General features: G+C 72.0%; 19 protein-coding genes. 6 read left to right on the top strand and 13 right to left on the bottom strand.

Features of this window, described 5'->3' with window-relative positions; all coding sequences use genetic code 11:
* Positions 1–83: 83 nt before the first annotated feature.
* Complete coding sequence (locus tag ABD976_RS21850) at positions 84–668, top strand: helix-turn-helix domain-containing protein (RefSeq protein WP_345366143.1); 585 nt, start codon at positions 84–86, stop codon at positions 666–668.
* An 18-nt stretch (positions 669–686) separates the two neighbouring features.
* On the opposite strand, the gene ABD976_RS21845 is transcribed toward ABD976_RS21850, so the two are convergent.
* Positions 687–1,148, bottom strand: a complete 462-nt coding sequence (locus ABD976_RS21845; protein ID WP_345366141.1) for a MarR family winged helix-turn-helix transcriptional regulator — start codon at positions 1,146–1,148, stop codon at positions 687–689.
* A 92-nt stretch (positions 1,149–1,240) separates the two neighbouring features.
* Between ABD976_RS21845 and ABD976_RS21840 the strand changes: the two genes are divergently transcribed.
* A complete protein-coding gene (locus ABD976_RS21840) occupies positions 1,241–1,780 on the top strand; it encodes a hypothetical protein (RefSeq protein ID WP_345366139.1) in 540 nt (179 codons plus the stop codon).
* Between the two features lie 70 nt (positions 1,781–1,850).
* Here the strand turns inward: ABD976_RS21840 and ABD976_RS21835 are convergent, their stop codons facing one another.
* The 3 genes from ABD976_RS21835 to ABD976_RS21825 form a co-directional block, all read right to left on the bottom strand.
* Positions 1,851–2,741 (bottom strand): arginase family protein, encoded by an 891-nt coding sequence (locus tag ABD976_RS21835; RefSeq protein WP_345366137.1) that lies wholly within the window; start codon positions 2,739–2,741, stop codon positions 1,851–1,853.
* Positions 2,742–2,825: 84 nt separating this feature from the next.
* Entirely contained in the window at positions 2,826–3,236 is a 411-nt protein-coding gene (locus ABD976_RS21830; RefSeq protein WP_345366135.1) for a PGPGW domain-containing protein, read from the bottom strand.
* 214 nt (positions 3,237–3,450) lie between these two features.
* Positions 3,451–4,176, bottom strand: coding sequence for a TetR family transcriptional regulator (locus ABD976_RS21825; RefSeq protein ID WP_345366133.1), 726 nt, complete (start codon positions 4,174–4,176; stop codon positions 3,451–3,453).
* A 114-nt stretch (positions 4,177–4,290) separates the two neighbouring features.
* Here ABD976_RS21825 and ABD976_RS21820 point away from each other — a divergent pair, with 114 nt between their 5' ends.
* On the top strand, positions 4,291–5,448 hold the full coding sequence (locus ABD976_RS21820) for an acyl-CoA dehydrogenase (protein WP_345366130.1): 1,158 nt from the start codon (positions 4,291–4,293) through the stop codon (positions 5,446–5,448).
* 108 nt (positions 5,449–5,556) lie between these two features.
* On the opposite strand, the gene ABD976_RS21815 is transcribed toward ABD976_RS21820, so the two are convergent.
* Positions 5,557–6,435 (bottom strand): AraC family transcriptional regulator, encoded by an 879-nt coding sequence (locus ABD976_RS21815; RefSeq protein WP_345366128.1) that lies wholly within the window; start codon positions 6,433–6,435, stop codon positions 5,557–5,559.
* A gap of 386 nt (positions 6,436–6,821) precedes the next feature.
* On the opposite strand from ABD976_RS21815, the gene ABD976_RS21810 reads away from it, so the two are divergent.
* Positions 6,822–7,196, top strand: a complete 375-nt coding sequence (locus tag ABD976_RS21810) for a hypothetical protein (RefSeq protein ID WP_345366126.1) — start codon at positions 6,822–6,824, stop codon at positions 7,194–7,196.
* A gap of 18 nt (positions 7,197–7,214) precedes the next feature.
* Here ABD976_RS21810 and ABD976_RS21805 read toward each other — a convergent pair whose 3' ends face one another.
* A complete protein-coding gene (locus ABD976_RS21805; protein ID WP_345366124.1) occupies positions 7,215–7,691 on the bottom strand; it encodes a YkvA family protein in 477 nt (158 codons plus the stop codon).
* Positions 7,692–7,806: 115 nt separating this feature from the next.
* Between ABD976_RS21805 and murJ the strand changes: the two genes are divergently transcribed.
* Entirely contained in the window at positions 7,807–9,432 is a 1,626-nt protein-coding gene (gene murJ, locus ABD976_RS21800) for a murein biosynthesis integral membrane protein MurJ (protein ID WP_345366122.1), read from the top strand.
* A 570-nt stretch (positions 9,433–10,002) separates the two neighbouring features.
* Positions 10,003–10,944, top strand: coding sequence for a mechanosensitive ion channel family protein (locus ABD976_RS21795; RefSeq protein ID WP_345366120.1), 942 nt, complete (start codon positions 10,003–10,005; stop codon positions 10,942–10,944).
* 230 nt (positions 10,945–11,174) lie between these two features.
* Here the strand turns inward: ABD976_RS21795 and ABD976_RS21785 are convergent, their stop codons facing one another.
* The 7 genes from ABD976_RS21785 to nrfD all read right to left on the bottom strand — a co-directional run bounded on the left by ABD976_RS21785 (position 11,175) and on the right by nrfD (position 17,943).
* Positions 11,175–11,984 (bottom strand): cytochrome c oxidase assembly protein, encoded by an 810-nt coding sequence (locus tag ABD976_RS21785; RefSeq protein WP_345366850.1) that lies wholly within the window; start codon positions 11,982–11,984, stop codon positions 11,175–11,177.
* Positions 11,984–12,529, bottom strand: coding sequence for a DUF2243 domain-containing protein (locus tag ABD976_RS21780; protein WP_345366117.1), 546 nt, complete (start codon positions 12,527–12,529; stop codon positions 11,984–11,986). Before ABD976_RS21780 ends, ABD976_RS21785 begins: the two co-directional genes overlap by 1 nt.
* A 24-nt stretch (positions 12,530–12,553) precedes the next feature.
* On the bottom strand, positions 12,554–13,279 hold the full coding sequence (locus tag ABD976_RS21775) for a type 1 glutamine amidotransferase (RefSeq protein WP_345366115.1): 726 nt from the start codon (positions 13,277–13,279) through the stop codon (positions 12,554–12,556).
* A complete protein-coding gene (locus tag ABD976_RS21770) occupies positions 13,276–14,601 on the bottom strand; it encodes a Mur ligase family protein (RefSeq protein WP_345366113.1) in 1,326 nt (441 codons plus the stop codon). The genes ABD976_RS21775 and ABD976_RS21770 overlap by 4 nt, the downstream gene beginning before the upstream one ends.
* Before the next feature lie 793 nt (positions 14,602–15,394).
* The gene (locus ABD976_RS21765) at positions 15,395–16,033 is read right to left on the bottom strand and encodes a transglycosylase family protein (protein ID WP_345366111.1); all 639 of its coding nucleotides are present in this window, start codon (positions 16,031–16,033) and stop codon (positions 15,395–15,397) included.
* 650 nt (positions 16,034–16,683) lie between these two features.
* Positions 16,684–16,872, bottom strand: coding sequence for a DUF4158 domain-containing protein (locus ABD976_RS21760; RefSeq protein WP_345366109.1), 189 nt, complete (start codon positions 16,870–16,872; stop codon positions 16,684–16,686).
* Between the two features lie 183 nt (positions 16,873–17,055).
* Positions 17,056–17,943, bottom strand: coding sequence for an NrfD/PsrC family molybdoenzyme membrane anchor subunit (nrfD, locus tag ABD976_RS21755; RefSeq protein ID WP_369774495.1), 888 nt, complete (start codon positions 17,941–17,943; stop codon positions 17,056–17,058).
* Between the last annotated feature and the right edge of the window lie 10 nt (positions 17,944–17,953).

Below are 17,953 nucleotides of genomic sequence, written 5' to 3'. Positions count from 1 at the left end.
TCCTCCTCATCTCGTCCACACCGGCGATACTCCGGACCACCGCCCCGCTTGACAAATTTCTTTGCCAGACCGGCAATGGAAGGATGAACGACGACTTCACCGCCGTGCTCAGCGAGGTCGGACCCCGCCTGCACGCCCTGCGCAAGCACCGCGGCATCACCCTGACCCAACTCAGCGACACGACCGGCATCTCCACCAGCACGCTGTCCCGCCTGGAATCCGGCAACCGCAAACCGACCCTGGAACTCATGCTGCCGCTGGCCCGCGCCTACGGCGTCCCCCTCGACGAACTGGTCGGCGCACCCCAGACCGGCGACCCCCGCGTCCACCCGCGCCCGTTCACCCGCCACGGCATGACGTTCATCCCGCTCACCCGGGACATCGGCGGCCTGCGCGCCTTCAAGCAGATCATGCCCGTCGCCCGCACCAGCGCCGCCCCGGAACAGCGCAGCCACGAAGGCTACGAGTGGCTGTACGTGCTCTCCGGCCGCCTCCGGCTGCTGCTCGGCGACCACGACGTCGTCCTGACCCCCGGCGAAGCCGCCGAATTCGACACCCGCACCCCCCACGGCTTCGGCAACGCCGGAGACCAACCCGTCGAGTTCCTCAGCCTCTTCGGCGCCCAAGGCGAACGGATCCACGTGCGCGCCCGCCCCGCCACCGGCTGACCACCGCGCACCGACCGGTCACGAAGCACCGGGATCGCCCAGCCGACGGGTCTGCTCGCGCAGCACCTCGATCGTGTTCGTGCAGAAGTCCACGACCGTCGCGACCTGCTCGGCGTCGTAGCGCGCCATGAACCCGCCCATCGCCTCCCCGAGCGCGGCGAACGCCCTGCCCTGCACCTCGGGCAGGCCCGGCACGGCGCTGATCAGCACCCGCCGCCGGTCGGCGGGATCGGCGGCGCGCCGCACGTAACCGGCCCGCTCGAGCCGGTCGACCAGACCCGTCACCGCGCCCGGCGTCAGCCCCGTCCGCTCGGCCAGCGCGCCCGCGGTCACCGGCCCTTCGCGGGTGATGATGCCGAGCGCCCGGTTGTCCGGCGCGGTCAGCCCGAGCCGGTGGGCGATCGCCTCGTGGAACAGCACGACCGCCGTGCTCAGCTCACGCCCCAACTCCGCCCCGTCCGGGATCCGGTCACCTTCCATGGCCGCCATCCTGCCGCTCCCCAAACCATTTCAGTGTGCCGAACATTTTAGTACAGTGAATCTTATTGGCCCGAACCGGGGGAGCGACCGCCATGACCGCCACCGCCGCCACGTCGCCGTTCACCACCGCGCTCGAGGTCCCCCGCTGGGCACTCGGGTTCTACCTGCGCCACCTGCCCTGGATCGTCGGCCTCTCGCTGCTGCCCGCCCTCGAACGGGTGGCGCTCCTGCTGTGGGACGACCTGCCGGACGGACTCGGCACCCTTCTCGAGGTCCTCGTCTGGGCGCTCCGGGCACTCCTGGTCGTGCTGATCTACCGGGCGGCGATCAGCACGGACCAACGGCTGCGGGAGCTGGACCCGCGGACCCGCAAGGCACGCCCGGAGTCGTTCCTGCACACCCACCGCACCGCCTTCGCCCTCCAACTGGGGCTGTTCGCCTGCGGTTACGTCGTCTTCAGCATCCCGGAGTGGGCGGCCGCGCTCGTACCGACCGAGCACGAGCACCTCTACTTGGCCGTCGTGCTCGCGGCGAAGAACCCCACGGTCATCGCCTTCTACATGATCTGGGTCGTCGGCGTGGTCCGGCAGATGCTGCTCACCCCGACCCCCGACGAACACGCCGCCGAGTAGACGACACCGCACTCCGCGCAGGGCAACGAGCCGCGGAGCGCCGCGTCGCCGGGTGTCCGCGAGGGGATCGTCAGCCGAGACCGGCGAGGCCGGTGGCGAGGACCTCGGTGAGCAGGCGCGCGTAGCGCTGCTCGGGATCGAGGTCAGGATCGAAGACGGTGACCTGCACGCCGACGGCGCCGGGCGCGAGGGCCGCCAGCAGCGCGGACACCTCCTCGGGGCGCAGACCTGCCGGGGCCGGGCTGTCGACGGCCGGCATGTGCGCCGGGTCGAGGATGTCGACGTCCAGGTGCAGCCAATAGCCGCTCGCCGAGTCGGCAACCTCCCGGGCGCGACGCGCGGCCCGCTCGACGCCGTCAGCCCGCACCAGGCTGCCCGGGATGACCGCGCCGAGCGCGTGCCGAACCTCGGTCAGGTGCTCGTCGTCGTCCCGGCAACCGATGTGGGCGACGTGCCGCGGGTCGAAGTACGGGCCCTGGCCATCCACGTCGGCCACCGCGGGCCAGTGCCGGCCGACCGCGGCCGCCAGATCCTCCCCGGCCAAGTTCAGGCAATCGTCGCTGTTGCCGGGATGGCGGAAGTCTGTGTGCCCGTCGAGGTGCACCAGGCCGTAGGACCCGGACCGGGCCAAGGCCAACCCCGCGCCGATGAGCAGGCTGCAGTCGCCGCCCAGGACGAGCGGCACGTGGCCCTCGGCGAGCACCCCGGTGATCCGGTCCGCGACCCGGCGGGAATGCTCGACCAGCGCGTCCTGGTTGCGCACCCGGCCGGTCGCCGAGGCCGCATCGTCGAGGTACCGGCCGGGCAGCACGACGCCCGCGTCGATCGCCCCCGAACTGGCCAAACGAGCATGCAGGCCGGCCTCGCGCAACGCCTCCGGCGCCTTCGCACAACCCGGCACACTACCCGGCTGAGGGGGCCGGAGCCCCAGGTTCGTCGGGGCCGCCAGCACAGCGATCACCGCGCCTCCTCCCGCTCGTTGGATCTCCGAGGATCATCCCGCAGCGGACGCGCGACCGCGGGTGGTTCCCGACATCCGCGGCGGTCACTCCGCCCGGGCTCCACCGCCCCGCACGTGCCGGTGGCTGTAGTGGAGCAGGCCGAGCAGCGCCAGCCCGGAAAGGATCAGGCTCGCGCCGGTGCTCCACCCCGCCAGCGGCACCTGCGGCACGACACCCCACACGATCCCGGCGCCGATGAGCGCCAGCCCGGCCAGCACGGACCCGGCGATCCGCGGCGGAGTCGCCACGCTGTCCTCGGCGGCCTTCAGCGCCCGCCGCCGGACCGGCTCGATGTAGCGCTCCAAGGTCGGGAACGTCTCCGCGAGCGTGATCAGCCCCGCGAGCACAAGCAGCAGGCCGGGGCCGGGCAGCACCAGCAACGCCACTCCCGCGAGCAGCAGCACGCTGCCCACCACGGTCAGCACGACCCGCCGCAGCGGGTTCTCCTGGGGCATCCGATCCCTCGCTCCCGGTGGGCGCCGTGGGCCTCCAGGCTAGCGGGCCACCCCGCTCCTCCGTCGTGTCGAACCAGGTCATGAGCTTGGGCGGTGTTGTTCGTGGCAGGTCTTTTCGGGGTTGTTGGGAGGTATTAATTTCATTCAACACTGAAGTGATAGATGTTCTTAAACCAAGAGGAGAGTCGAGCGGCCGTCTCGTGGCACCGAGTGCCTAGTGCTGCGGGAGGTCGCGGAGGGCGTGTTCGAGCTGCGCGAGCACCGCGTCGGTCGGCGCCGCGGTCCGCAGGACGCCGACCACGACGTTGCCCTCCCCCGCCGGTCGCGGTGCCGACAGGGCGGCCTGCACGGAGTCGAGCGCGGTGCGCAGCTCGGCCTTGGCGTCGAACGCTCCCCCGCTCTTGAGCCACTGCCGCAGGACGTGGTTGTGCGCGGCGACCACCGCCGCGGCGGCGACGGCCGCGTGCAGCTCCCCGCCGGGCCGGTCGGCGTAGCGGGCGCGCAGGAACCGGGCGAAGACGCGCTGGTAGCGGTCGATGCTGGTGATCTCCTTGTCCCGCAGCGACGGCACCTGGCGGGTCAGGGCGAACCGCTTCAGCGACACGGCGGGTTCGGCGAGGTACATGTCGAGCACCACCTCGGCGGTTCCGGCCAGCACGCGCAGCGGGTCCGCAGTCGGGTCCGCGCCGTCGAGCAGGTCGACGACCTCGCCGAGCCGCTCGTCGTGGCTGGGGAACACCACGTCCTCCTTCGACCGGAAGTACCGGAAGAAGGTGCGCCTGCTGATCCCGGCGGCCTCGGCGATGTGGTCGACGGTGGTCGCCTCGAAACCCTGCTCGGCGAACAGGTCCAGCGCGGCCAGGGCGAGCTCCCCCCGCACCCGGCGGCGGCCCTGCGCGGTGCGCCCCGCGCGGGGTTTGGGCGTCGGGGACTCGGACATGGGCGGAATATAGCATCGAAAGCCGTTGATGGTGGCACTCAGTGCCGTTACGATGGGCGGAGGCGGGGCCGTGCGACGACGACGGCCCGCGGACCGGGAACGGGAGGCAGAGCGGTGGACCCGAGCTTCGGCACCTACCAACTGGCCGAGGAGCACGACGCGCTGCGCGAAGCGGTGCGGACCCTGGCCGACAAGGAGATCGCCCCGCACGCGGCGGCGGTCGACGAGGAGGAGCGCTACCCGCGCGAAGCGCGCGACGCCCTGGTCAAGGCCGGGTTCGCGGCGGTCCACGTGCCCGAGGAGTACCAGGGCGAGGGCGCCGATTCCGTCGCCACCTGCATCGTGATCGAGGAGGTCGCCCGCGTCTGCGCCTCCTCGTCCCTCATCCCGGCGGTGAACAAGCTCGGCACCATGCCGATCCTGCTGTCCGGCTCCGAGGAGCTCAAGCAGCTCGTCCTCCCCTCGATCGCCCGCGGCGAGGCCACCGCCTCCTACGCGCTGTCCGAACGGGAGGCCGGCTCCGACGCCGCGTCGATGAAGACCCGCGCCCGCCTCGACGGCGACCACTGGGTGCTGAACGGCAGCAAGTGCTGGATCACCAACGGCGGCGAGTCGAGCTGGTACACCGTGATGGCGGTGACCGACCCCGACAAGGGCAGCAACGGCATCAGCGCCTTCGCGGTGCACCGGGACGACCCCGGGTTCGTGGTGGGACCGAAGGAGAAGAAGCTCGGCATCAAGGGCTCGCCCACCGTCGAACTGTACTTCGAGGACTGCACCATCCCGGCCGACCGGATCATCGGCGAACCCGGCACCGGCTTCAAGACGGCGCTGCGCACCCTCGACCACACCCGGCCGACCATCGGCGCCCAGGCCATCGGCATCGCCCAGGGCGCGCTGGACGCCTCGCTGGCCTACGTCAAGGAGCGCAAGCAGTTCGGCACGGCCATCGCCGACTTCCAAGGCGTGCAGTTCATGCTCGCCGACATGGCGATGAAGATCGAAGCCGCCCGGCACATGGTCTACGTCTCGGCGGCCCGCGCCGAGCGGGGCGAGGGCAACCTCGGGTTCATCTCCGCCGCCGCCAAGTGCTTCGCCTCCGACGTGGCGATGGAGGTCACCACCGACGCCGTGCAGCTCTTCGGCGGCGCCGGCTACACCCGCGACTTCCCGGTGGAGCGCATGATGCGCGACGCCAAGATCACCCAGATCTACGAGGGCACCAACCAGATCCAGCGCATGGTGATGGCCCGCTCCCTGCTCAAGGCCTGAACCACCGGCGGCCCGAGGTGCGGCGGCGGTCCGTCCCGCCGCCGCACCCGCCAGTCCCTCCCTCGACCAGGCTTCCGGGCCTGAGGAACACCGGAACGAAACCCCGATCTATCCCTGCTCGTCCTGCTTTTCCACGGCCACCCACAGTTGCCCCGAGCCGAGGTCGGGCTCGTCCTCGTCGAACACGGCGACCAGCGCCGGGCCGGGGAAGGTGCGGTAAGCGGGGTGGGCCGGGAACCACTCGGTGTAGACCGCGCGCCACAGCGCCTGGAGCCCGCGGGGGAACTCCACCCGCTCGAACGGGAACACCACCCAGGTGGCCGCGGGAACCTCCAAGCGCTCCATCCCATCTGGCGTGGCGGCCGTGACGGCCGCGGCGATCCAGTAGTCGATCTCCTCGCCGAAGTCCGCACCGTCCTCCAAGGCCACCGTCGCCGACAGCGCACCGCGGGGCTCCTGGTCGCTGACGGTCTCGAGCAGTTCCCAGGTGGTGTCGTCAACGGCCTCGGTGAAGGCGATCATGTCCGGGTTGGGGCCCTCGGCGACGTTGCGAATCCGCTTTCTCAGTCCGACGAGGGCGAAAGCGTCCTTGTCGAGGATGCGGTAGCGCATCAGCGTGCTCCCTTCGATGGTGAGGTGGAAGGCCAAGCGGGACTGGGAGACCAGCGCGGTCCCGGTGCGCCGGGCCTCGCCGGGGGTGACGCCGTGGACGGCGCGGAAGGCCCGGGTGAACGCCTCGGCGGAGGAGTATCCGTAGTCGACGGCGATGTCGAGCAGGGCTCGGCAGCCCCCCATCACCTCCGCGCCCGCCAGGGTGAGCCGACGCCGCCGCACGTACTCCGACAGCGGCATCCCCGCCAGCGCGGCGAACATCCGGCGCAGGTGGTGCTCGGAGGTCAGCGCGGTGCGCGCCATCGCCGCCACGTCCACCGGGCTGCCCGGGTCCTCCTCGACGTGCTCCAGGGCCTCGTTCAACCGGTCCAGCATCGCTTCACCCTTCGTTCATCGGCGACGTTAACGAGCGCGAGCGGTGCGATACCCGACCGTTGCCGCGCACCTTCGATCAATCCGGCGGCCGCTGGACCGGATCCGTACGCAACGGCGGGCCGCGTCGACACCGGTGTTCCCAGCATGACCTGGCGACCCACGACGACGGCCGGGAACGCCTTTCGCTGACCGGGGCGGCAGGCGGGCCGGGCCATGCCGCGCTGTCCGGTCTCGTGGCCGGAGCATGACCGGCATGGCTGATCGACGAGTGCTGCCGCCACCGCGTCCCGAGGTGCGTGCGCGACCCGGGGCCGCCCGCCGCAGCAGGTGCTACCGCGCCCGGCCTGCCATCCTGGCCGCAGGTCCACGAGAGCAGGGGAGGCGGCATGGGCAGCTCACCGGAGCCATCACATCCGCTGGAAGTGCTGTACCGCGTCCGCGATGGGCTGCGCGAGGCCACGACGAGCCAACTCCGGGCCGACCTGACGAAGCAGGACCTGCCGTCCTACGGGTGGACCCTGCAATCGATCCTCGACAACCTGATGGAACTCACCCGGGTGCTCGCCGGGCAGATCGACGATCTGGACCGGGAGCGCCTCTACCGGGGCACGTTGCGCGACCACCCCTACGAGGTCATCGATCACGCCGTGGACCAGCTGCGGGCGCTCCAACGCACCCTCGCGGTGGCCACCCGCGATGTCGCGACGTACCGCTCCGACGCCCTCCACGTGCACCGCAACGTCCGCGACCAGGAGCGCTGAAGGCCTCCGCCCGACGCATCAGCTCTCGTCGGGGTGGTCGGCGCGCTGCGCGAGGTAGTTGCCCGATTCGGCGTAGACGCTGGTGAGCAGCCACGCCCCGACTCCGATGTCGTCGGTGATGCCCAGCAGCGGCTGGAACTCCGGCAGCACGTCCACCGGCGAGACCAGGTACACCAGCGCCAGCCCCCACAGCAGCAGCTGGTAGCGCGGCAGCGCCGGATTCCGGCCCCGCCAGGTCGCGCCCAGCATCCCCGGCACCGCCCGGGCCCGGCGCAGCGGGTTCGCCTCCGGGCCCGTCGCGGTGCGGTGCGCCCGGGCGACCGCCCGCACCGGCGCGATCCTGCGCCGCACCCGCGCCACCACCCCGGCGACCAGCACCCCGAGCCCGCCGGCGATCAACCCGCCCGGCAGCAGCCACCCGCCCGCGACGTCACCACCGCCCACCACGGCCAGGACCACCCCGGCGACCAGCAGCAGACCACCGAACAGGATCACCTCGCGCCTCCTTCCCGCCTGCGATCAGGTTGCCACACCCGGCCGTCGAGGGGCGGGTCCGCACGTTCCGTGGCACGGTCGATCCGCAGGCGGACCGGCGATCGGGAGGAACGACGTGGTCGACCAGGCCGAGTCGCGACCCCGCGACACCTCGCTGGCCCGGGCGAGCGGAGCGATGGCGGTGGCGACCGCGGTCAGCCGCGTCAGCGGACTGCTGGCCAAGGTGCTGCTGGTCGCCGTGCTCGGGTTGGGCGTGGTCAACGACTCCTACACCGTGGCCAACACGCTGCCGACGGTGGTCAACGAACTGCTCCTCGGCGGGGTGCTGACCAGCATCGCGGTGCCGCTGCTGGTGCGCGCCCAGCAGCAGGGCGAGCGCGAGGGCGAGCACTACGCGCAGTGGATGATCACCATGGGCGCGGTGCTGCTGGTGGCCGCCACCGCGCTGGCGGTGGCCGCCGCTCCCCTGCTCACCCAGCTCTACCTGGGCAGCGACACCCGCGCGAACTCCGCGCTGACCACCGCCTTCGCCTACCTGCTGCTGCCCGGCATCATCTGCTACGGCCTCTCGGCGCTGCTGCAGGCGATCCTCAACGTGCGCGGCGTGTTCGCCATCCCGGCCTGGGCCCCGGTGCTCAACAACCTGGTCGTGATCGCCACCGTCGCCGGCTACGCGCTGCTGCCCGGCGAGATCTCCCTCGACCCGGTGCGGATGGGCCAGCCGAAGCTGCTGGTGCTGGGCATCGGGACCGCGCTGGGCATCACCGCGCAGGCCCTGGCGATGGTGCTGGCGCTGCGGCGCAGCGGCTTCCGCTGGCGGTGGCGGTGGGGCTGGGACCACCGGCTCGCCGAGTTCGGCGGCCTCGCCTTCTGGGTCGTGCTCTACACCGCCATCAGCCAGCTCGGCATGATCGTCATCACCCGGGTCACCGGGCAGGGCACACCGGGCAGCGTCTCGACCTTCAACTACGCGTGGCTGCTCTCCCAGGTGCCCTACGGCGTGCTGGGGGTCTCGCTGCTCACGGCGCTGATGCCCCGGATCAGCCGGGCCGCGGGCGCCGGGCGCACCCGCGAGTTCGTCTCCGACCTCTCGCTGGGCTCGCGCACCAGCGCCGTGCTGCTGCTGCCGATCAGCGCGCTGCTGGTGGTGGCGGGCGGTTCCCTCGGGGTGGCGTTCTTCTCGCTGGGCGCCAGCGGGATCGACGCCGCCGACCGGCTCGGGGTGGCGCTGGCCGCCGCCGCGGTCGGCATCGTGCCGTTCGCGATCACCATGCTGCAGCTCCGCGCCTTCTACGCGATGAAGGACTCCCGCACGCCCACCTGGATCAACCTGATCATGGTCGTGTTCCGCAGCGCGCTGTGCTACCTGTGCCTGGCCGTGCTCGCCCCGGAAGACCTGGTCGTGGGCGTCTCGCTGGCGATGTCGCTGAGCTTCGCGCTCGGCGCGGTCGTCGGCCAGGTGTGGCTGGCGGCGCGGGTCGGCGGGCTGGAGACCGGCCGCACCCTCGCCGGGCTGGGGCGCGCGCTGGCGGCCACCGCGGTCGGCTGCGGTCTCTCCCTCGCCGCGGCCGGCACCGTCCGGGCCGCCGTCGCCCCGCAGGACCAGATCGTCACCGCGTGGCTGGAACTCCTGGTGCACTGCGCCGTGCTGCCAGCCGTCAGCTACGGCCTGCTCGCCCTGTTCCGCGCCCCCGAACTCGCTCCGGTGCTGGCCCGGCTGCGCCGCCGGGGACCCGGCTGACCGACGGCCGAGGAGCCCCTCGGCCGTCTCCGCGCCCGACTCGAAAACCCGGGTGAGTGCCAATTCCCTCGGGCAGCACCGGAGAATTCCTCGCCGACGCGCAACCGGACATTCATGAGGTCGTTCCTGCCCGTTGCCGGTTCCGAACTATTCGCCCGGACGTCGCGGTTCATGATTCCGGTTCCGACGGGCATAGTCGATGAGCGGATCGGCAGCCAGGTGGGCTGCGTTTCCTGGAAGTGCTCGACGCGCCGCGCAATATCCCCCCATCCATGTGATGCACCCCGCGCTGTTGCGCCGGTCATTCGACGCGGGCGCCGCTGCCCAGGGCTGACCGGTGGGTCGCCCCTCGCGGATCTCACCCCTAAACGCCTGTGCCCAGCACCTCCTGCTCCAGGGGGCTTGCTCCCGATCGCTCCGCGTTGAGAGGCTGCCGACCGCATCTGATGGCACGCTCGGACGCTGAGCGCGCCGATGAATTCGAATCCCTGCCGGGCGAGTCGGCGGGAGAACAACTCGAAGGGCGATACTGTGGTTGGCGCATTCGTCGGAACAGCCGGTTCCCACACCGTGGTCGCGCAGGCTGGTCCGATCGTCGGCTGGTTCACCTCGAACACCGGCACCCTCATCAGCGGTCTGATGAACATCGCCATCATCGCCGCGGTGGCATTCGTGGCACGGGCCATCGCGGGTCGGCTGATCATGCAGCTGGTCAAGCGGATCGTGAGTTCGCACAAGCGGATCAGCCAGGCCAAGAGCAAGACCAGCCGGGTGGTGACGAGGTCCGCGGAGAACAACGGCGAAGGACGGCAAGCGCGTCAGGAACAACGCGCGCACACGATCGGTTCGGTGCTGGGCAGCATCGCCTCGTTCGTCATCTTCGGGGTGGCGTTCATGATGGTCCTGGCCGAGTTCGGGATCAACCTCGCACCGGTCCTGGCCAGCGCCGGTGTCCTCGGCCTGGCCGTCGGCTTCGGCGCGCAGAGCCTGGTGCAGGACTTCCTGTCGGGCCTGTTCATGATGACCGAGGACCAGTTCGGCGTCGGCGACGTCGTCGACGTCGGTGACGCGGTGGGCACCGTGGAGGCGATGACGATGCGGATCACCAAGATCCGCGACCTCGACGGCAACCTCTGGCACGTGCGCAACGGCGAAATCATGCGCGTCTGCAACATGAACCAGGACTGGGCCAACGCCGTGGTCGAGGTCCCGCTCGACTACTCGGTCGACCTCCCCGAGGCCAAGCGCGTGATGGAGGCCAGCCTGGAGGAGTTCGCCGCGGACCCCGAGTTCCAGCCGCAGATCCTGGAGAAGCCGGACGTGAACGGCGTGGTCGGCATCGGCAACGGGGCCGTGACGATGCGCGTGATCATCAAGACCAAGCCCGGTTCCCAGTGGGCCGTCGGACGTGCCGCCCGCGCCCAGCTCAAGAACCGGTTCGACCAGGAAGGCATCCAGGTCGCCCACCCCGTGCTGCCGCTCAGCGGCAGCGGAGCGACCAAGCAGGGCTGAGGAGGTGCCCTGACGCTTGCCGCCCGGCTTCGCCGCATTGTGGGGGGACGTGCGCTCAGCCTTCGACCACGGCTTCGGGCTGAGCGCACGTTCCGCGCCCGTGTTGGGCTGTTACCGGGCGCTGGCGGCGGGACGAACCACGATCTCGTTGAGGTCGACGTCCGCGGGCTGGGTGATGGCGAAGGCGATGGTGTCCGCGATCGCCGCCGCCGGGATGGCTACCGAGTGCCCTACCCGACCGCGGGGCGGGCGAGCGCTCGACGACCCGGACGGCGGTCGGGGCGCCAGGTGCTGACCAGCACCGCGGCGAGGAGCAGTTCGGCGATGTCGCCGAAGTAGTACATCAGTTCCGCACCACCCCGGACCTCGGCTGCGGGGGCGTGCACCTCGATCCCGACACCGCCGTACATGAGCTGCGCGATCACCGCGTGCACCGCGATGGCGCAGCCGAGGTAGACCAGGCGGGCGCGCACCCCGGGACGCGCCGGGTCCGGGTCCGGACCGGCGATGGCGTGGGCGAACAGGTAACCGGAGAGCACGAAGTGGACGTGCACCAGCCAGTGCCCCACCGGGTGCGCCGCGGTGGCCTCGTGCAGCGGGGTGCCGTAGAGCACGACGAGCCCGCCGCTGGACAGCAGCAGCGCGGTCGCCGGGTGGGCCAGCAGCCGGGCCGGGCCGCTGTGCAGCACCCCGGTCAGCCGCCGCGCGTGCGCGGTGGGCAGGGTCCGCAGCAGCAGGGTGACCGGGGCGCCCAGCACCAAGCCGAGCGGCGCGTACATCCCGATGAGCAGGTGCTGGACCATGTGACCGCGGAAATCGGCGTGGGCGAACGCCGCCACCGGCGGCAGCAACGCCACCGCCAGCAGCGCGAGGCCGGTGAGGAAGCCCGCAGTGCGCCACCGGCTCCAGCCCCGCACCGGGTTGCGCCACCGGGCCCGCCGAGCCAGGTGCAGGTAGCCGCCCGCGACCACGAGCACGGCGAGCGCGGGCAGCACCACCCCCAGGAGCCCGCCGCCCACCGCGTGCTCGGCGTGGGCCATCACGACCGCTGCCCGCCTCGGCGCGCGGCCGCGGCGCCCGGACCGGACCGCCCTCCGCTGCGCTGGACCCAGTACCCGACCGCGACCAGCAGCGCCCCCAGGACGAGGAAACCGATGTCCCACCACAGCCGGTGGGGGCCGCCGTGGACGTGGTGGATGCCCAGGACGTGGTGGTCCACGATCCCCTCGACGAGGTTGAACAGGCCCCACCCGACCAGGACCCAGCCCCACAGCACGCGCGAAGCCCACACCTGGCGGCGGTGGTGGGTGACCCGCGAGTGGAGCAGGGCCAGGCCGATCAGGACGGCGAGCCAGCACACGGTGTGGAACAGGCCGTCCCACAGGGTGTTCATCTCGAGCCCGGAAACCGTCTCCGGGTCGTAGTACCGCACCCCGATGTTGTCGGTGTCCGTGCTGCTCAGCATGTGGTGCCACTGCAGGACCTGGTGCAGCAGGATGCCGTCGACGAACCCGCCGAGCCCCACCCCCAGCACGATGCCCGGCAGCCTCAGGACCGCCGCGGTCGCTCCGGTCTCCCTCTCCACTGCGGACATCCTCCGGCGGCCGGGCTACTTGCGGGTGCGGGCGTAGCTGCGGGTGCGCTCGGCGCGCAGCGCGGTGAGCTCCGGCGGATCGGCCAGCGGCTCCAGCGGCTCGCCGATCGCCCACTCCAGCAGCAGATCGGCCAGCTTCGGATTGCGCGCCAGCACCGGCCCGTGGAGGTAGGTGGTGACCACGTGGCCGCAGACCGCGCCCTCGACCTGGTCGTAGCCGTTGCCGGTACCGCGCACCACCCGGCCCAGCGGTTCGGCGTGGCCGCCCAGGCGGGTCCGGCCGAGGTGGTTCTCGAACCCGGTCAGGGCGCCCACCCCGCCCAGCGCGGAATGGGTGGTCACCTCCCCGATCGCGCGGTCCGGTCCCGGTTCGGTGACCGCGTCGACCAGCCCGAGCCCGGAGTGCCGCTGCCCGTCGCCGGTCTCGAAGCTCGTGCCCAGCACCTGCAGCCCGCCGCAGATGCCCAGCACCGGCGCACCGCGCCCCACCGCCCGCTGCAGGCCCTGGTTGCGGCGCAGGAACCGCACCGCCGCGACCTGCGCGACGTCCTCCCCACCGCCGAGCAGGTAGAGGTCGCAGGAATCGGGCACCGCCGCCGACGACGACAGCACCGTGATCGTCTCGCTGGCGATGCCGCGCCAGGACAGCCGCTGGGCGAGCACCAGGACGTTGCCGCGATCGCCGTAGGTGCCCAGCAGGTCGGGCAGCAGCAGCGCGATGCGCACCGGTTCGGCGGTCATGCCCGCTCCTTCCGCGCGAACAGGTCCCGGAACGCCGTGTAGTTCGCGATCACGTCCGGGACCCCCTCCCCCGCCGCCGAACCGACGGCCTCCAGCACGGTGGGCACCACCGCGCAGCGCACCCCGGCGTAGCGCAACCGCACCGCCAGGTCCAGCGCCCGGTCACCCGAGACGACGACGGTCCGGTCCCGCAACGATTCGAAGTCCACGTCCCACAGCCACGACACGTCGTAGCCGTCGGCCTCCCGGCTGTTGACCACCAGCACCAGCGGCCGCTGGTGCCCGGAGACCAGGTCGAGCATCTCCAGCCAGCTCGCCGGGTTCTTGGCCAGCAGCAACCGGACCGTCCGACCGGCCAGCCGCACGGTGCTGTAGCGCCCGCTGGCCTGCGCCATCCCGCTGATCCGCGCCAGCGCGGCCGATCCGTCGCAGCCCAGCGCGAGACCGGACGCCAGCGCGAAGGTCGCGTTGACCCGGTTGACGTGCCCCGGCAGGCTCAGGTCGAGCTCGTGGTGGGCGCCGTCGGGGCCGATCACCCCGGTGCCGGTGACCGTCCAGTCGGCCGCCGGCCTGCTCAGCCCGCAGGCGCAGGTCCACTCGACGTCGGTCTCGCCGAGGTAGGCCCCGCAGCGCGGGCAGTTCGACGCGTCGTCCTTCCACCGCGCACCACCGGACACCCAGGTCACCTGCGGGTGGTCGATCGCGGCGAAGACGATGTTGGGGTCGTCGCGGTTGGCGATCACCCGGGCGCCGGGGGCGCGCACGAGCGCCCGGCGCAGGCTCTCGGCGACGGTGCGGATCTCCCCCACCCGGTCGAGCTGGTCCCGGCTGAGGTTGAGCAGGACGATCACCGACGGCTCGAACCGGGCGGTGACCTGCGCCAGGTGCAGCTCGTCGACCTCGAGGGCGGCGTAGGGCGCGTCGAGGGCGGACAGCAGCGCGGCGACGTGGCCGTCGAGCATGTTCGCGCCGGTCGCGTTGCTGACCGCGGGCGCTCGCGAGCGCAGCGCCTCGGCGACCATCTGGGTCGTGGTGGTCTTGCCGTTGGTTCCGGTCACCATCACGACACGCCGACCGAGCGCCAACCGCCGCAGGGCGTCGGGCTGTACTCTCAGGGCCAGCCTGCCGCCGATCATCCCGCCGCTGCCGAGGCGGAACCGCTGCGACAGCGCGGCGGCGGTGCGACCGACGCGCACGGCCAAGGCGGTGCGCGGATCGGGTCGGTGCGGACGCCGGGGCGGGACGAGCCGCCAGTTCTGCTCGGCTCTCGGACCGGTCGCGTCCGGGTTCGTGCCGGTCCTCTCCCGGGTGGTATCGGTCATGCGTCACTCCCCCACTCGGCGAGCCGCGCGCAGCGGCTCACGGCGCGGGGCGGCGCCGCCTCATCCATCCCCCGGCTGCGCCGCGTCCCGCTTCCTGGCCAGTGTCGCGCGGGAACGGCGATACAGCGCGATGACCAAGAGGAGCAGTCCCCCCACCACCGCACCGGGACCGACCCAGCCGTGCAGGGCGGAGATCGCGGCGGGGTCCGCGGACGTGGCGGCCAGGACGAGGGGCATCGCGCGGGTTCCTCTCCGCTGCCGGGGAGCGCCGGGACCGACGCCGGTCCATCGTGCGCCGGTCATCGGGGCGGACCGGGCCGCAACACGCCGGGTCATCATCCGGATGGGAACGAGTCACTCGACCTCATGATGCTCAGCGCACGCGGAGTGACCACTGCGGACAGCGGCCGGTCAGCCACGACGAGTCCGGTATTCGACCGCACGGCGCGGAAAACCTCGACCGGACCGGGAGGGCCGTCCACTCCCGACCTCACTCGTTCAGGTCGGAAGCGCAGAGCACCCTCGGCGATCATCCTTCGCGTCAGTAGGGTCGGAAGTGCGGTCCACCCGTCGTTTCGGACGATCCGGAGGGAGTTCGCCGTGACCCAAGCCCTGCTGCTCGTGGTGCTGACCGCCCTGGTCCTCGGCGCGATCGGCTGGACCATCTGGGACGTCCGCAGCGATGTGCGGCGACGGCGGCTGAAGTGAGGGAAAGACGATGCCGCGCGGGGCCCCGCCGGAGAGAGGCAGGCGGGGCCCCGCGCGGTTCACCCGATCACCCGGACCGGGCGAGTCACCGCAGGGCGAGCTCCTGCCCGGGGAAGATCAGGTTCGGGTCGCTGATCTCGCCGGTGTTGAGCTCGTGCAGCTTCTGCCAGTCCACGCCGTACAGGGCGGCGATGGAGCCCAGCGTGTCGCCGGAGCGCACGGTGTAGCTGCTGCCGTCGGCCGACGTGTGCTGCTCCTGCTGCGACCGGTCGGAGCCGCTGGTCTCCGAGGACTGGCTCGACCCGGTCTCGCCGGAGGACTGCGCCTCGCCGGAGACGTCCTGGTGCGCCAGGCCGCCGCCGGCGGTGAGGCCCGCCTCCTGCGAGCACACCGGCCAGGCGCCGGGGCCCTGGCCCTGCAGGACGCGCTCGGCGACCGCGATCTGCTGCTCGCGGGTGGCGTCGGCGGCGTTGGCGGCGTACTGGTCACCGCCGTAGGCCGACCAGGTGGAGGGGCTGAACTGGAGCCCACCGGAGTACCCGTTGCCGGTGTTGATCTGCCAGTTGCCGCCGCTCTCGCACTGCGCGACGGCGTCCCAGGTGGACTCCGACGCGGCGTTGGCGGGCAGGGCGAGGACGACCGGAGCGGCGATCACCGCACCGGTGACGGCCACGCGGGCCGCGGTGCGGCCGGTCTTGCGGTGCTTGCCTCGGGAGCTAGCCATGATGGTCCTCCTGCTGCGCCGGCACGGTCCGGCGCGCGGCGCCGCTCCCGTGCTCCTGCCCCTCGGGGTTCGGGGAAGGAAGACCGCGGGGCAGGATCGGCGGATGGTCTTCCGGGGGTCTTGCCTGCATCGGCTCGGGGGGCCGACGCCGGGCGACGCTACGTAGCGACGAACCCCGGAACCAAATCGAGCGACGGTGGCACTCGCCATAGAAACACCACCAAGATCGGCGCGATGTCGATGTTTCCGCAGATCAGAGGATCGCGGCACCGATCTCCCCCGCAGGACCCATGATCACTGAGCGTGAGACTTGAACCACCCGACTCTCCTCGCGGGCGAGCACGGAGTGTTCCCCGCCGTGCTCGATCAGTGCTCGCGATCGTCCACAGCGGACTTTCGCGAACACTTCCCGGCGGTTCTTCGCGTCCGCTTTGCGTGGATTGATTTCATTGGACACTGAAACCACAGACGATCACGAAAAGTGCCACGCACCAGCCCGCCGATCCCGGGTGACAGCCGCCGTTGACCCATCGACGGAGCTGGTGCCGTCCACTTCGGCCCACCTGTTCTCCGACTCCGGACCTGGCCGAGTGGACGAGCTGCCTGGCCACCGGGGTGGGTGTGGTGCCCCTACCCCGCGGACCGCTGGCTCAACATCGTGGCCGCACCCGGATCTCCCACTGGTGTTCCCGACGCGTCATGGCGCGCTCGCCGCAGGACTCCACGCATGTCGCGTCCGCGATGTGGAGCCGTTCGGCGAGGTAGTCGACCAACTCGACCGGCACGTCCAGCGGGTCGTCGAGGGACGCGCCAGCGTGGCGAACGGCCACCAGCCGCAAGCTGAAGCCGAGCCCTAAGTTTCACTCAGCACTGAAGTAATCGTGCGTACGAAACAAGGAGGGCGGAGCTCAGCCCGGACCTACCATTCGTCCGTGCCGTGAGCGGGTGCGCCGACAGCAGGAGCAGCGGGAAAACCGCTGAGTCCTCCCGCGCCCGAACGCCCGCGGAGCCGGGCGCGGCCCTCAGACCGCGGCGCGGCGGCGTTGCGGCACGACGGTGTAGCGCGGGTCGCGGGCCGACTGGCGCCCCGCCTCGAAGACGCCGTAGCGGGTCGCCGCTCCGGCCGCCGACAGGCACACCCCGGCCGCCACCGCGGCGACCCGGCTGCGGCGGGCGAACACCGCGCCGACCGCTCCCGCGACGGTCAGGGCCTTCGCCGCGCGCAGCACCGTCCCCGCGCGCCCGGTGCGGTAGACCTCGCCGATCACCTCGTCGCGGTGCTCCATCCGGTGGCTCGCGGCCAGTTCCAGCGCGGCGCCCGCCACCGCCATCCGCCGCGCGGGCGCCGCCTCCCGCGCGGGAGCGGCCAGCATCCCGACCGCTCCCGCGCTGGCCACGGCGCTCCCGGCGAACACGTAGGGCAGTTCCCGGAACGGCTCGTGCCAGCCCGGCACGGCGGTGTCGGACAGCAGCACCGCGGTGTAGGTCGTCATGGCGGGCGCGACCACCCCCGCCACCGAGCTGCTGAGCCGTCCCAGCCCCGGCAGCAGGCCGGTCAGGTCGCTGGCCGCCCCGGCTCCGGCCAGCGCGGAGAACGGCGCGAGGATCCAGGACCCCACGCTCAGCGGCGAGGTCGGCTTGAACACCCGCAGCATGTTGAGGAAGCGGGCGGGCCTGCCGAGGTCGTGGATCAGGAAGGCGACGCTGGCGGTCGCCCCGGCGGCGGCGCTGATCCGGCCGGTGCGGGTCAGCACCGGCCGCCCGGTCGCGTCGGCCAGCAGCGCCATCGTCGACGAAGCGCCGGCCAGCCCGCCGAGGTAGAGGTAGGCGGGCACGTCCGGCACCTTCCAGACCGGTTCCTTGATCACCGGCCGGCCGTAGTACGACCGGAACTCCGCTTCCGGCACCATCCCCTGCTCC

This window comes from Saccharopolyspora cebuensis (assembly GCF_039542665.1).
In the GTDB taxonomy this organism is placed as follows: domain Bacteria; phylum Actinomycetota; class Actinomycetes; order Mycobacteriales; family Pseudonocardiaceae; genus Saccharopolyspora; species Saccharopolyspora cebuensis.
Note: the sequence above shows the minus strand (reverse complement) of the source record. Positions and strands in the feature narration are given on the sequence as shown.

Bases quoted from the DNA above. Each gene is read 5' to 3' on its own strand.
- ABD976_RS21770 (WP_345366113.1), bottom strand. From the start codon at position 14,601: ATGACCGATACCACCCGGGAGAGGACCGGCACGAACCCGGACGCGACC.
- ABD976_RS21815 (WP_345366128.1), bottom strand. From the start codon at position 6,435: ATGCTGGACCGGTTGAACGAGGCCCTGGAGCACGTCGAGGAGGACCCG.
- ABD976_RS21850 (WP_345366143.1), top strand. From the start codon at position 84: ATGAACGACGACTTCACCGCCGTGCTCAGCGAGGTCGGACCCCGCCTG.
- ABD976_RS21810 (WP_345366126.1), top strand. From the start codon at position 6,822: ATGGGCAGCTCACCGGAGCCATCACATCCGCTGGAAGTGCTGTACCGC.
- ABD976_RS21785 (WP_345366850.1), bottom strand. From the start codon at position 11,984: ATGGCCCACGCCGAGCACGCGGTGGGCGGCGGGCTCCTGGGGGTGGTG.
- ABD976_RS21845 (WP_345366141.1), bottom strand. From the start codon at position 1,148: ATGGAAGGTGACCGGATCCCGGACGGGGCGGAGTTGGGGCGTGAGCTG.
- nrfD (WP_369774495.1), bottom strand. From the start codon at position 17,943: ATGGTGCCGGAAGCGGAGTTCCGGTCGTACTACGGCCGGCCGGTGATC.
- ABD976_RS21765 (WP_345366111.1), bottom strand. From the start codon at position 16,033: ATGGCTAGCTCCCGAGGCAAGCACCGCAAGACCGGCCGCACCGCGGCC.
- ABD976_RS21840 (WP_345366139.1), top strand. From the start codon at position 1,241: ATGACCGCCACCGCCGCCACGTCGCCGTTCACCACCGCGCTCGAGGTC.
- ABD976_RS21825 (WP_345366133.1), bottom strand. From the start codon at position 4,176: ATGTCCGAGTCCCCGACGCCCAAACCCCGCGCGGGGCGCACCGCGCAG.
- ABD976_RS21775 (WP_345366115.1), bottom strand. From the start codon at position 13,279: ATGACCGCCGAACCGGTGCGCATCGCGCTGCTGCTGCCCGACCTGCTG.
- ABD976_RS21830 (WP_345366135.1), bottom strand. From the start codon at position 3,236: ATGCCCCAGGAGAACCCGCTGCGGCGGGTCGTGCTGACCGTGGTGGGC.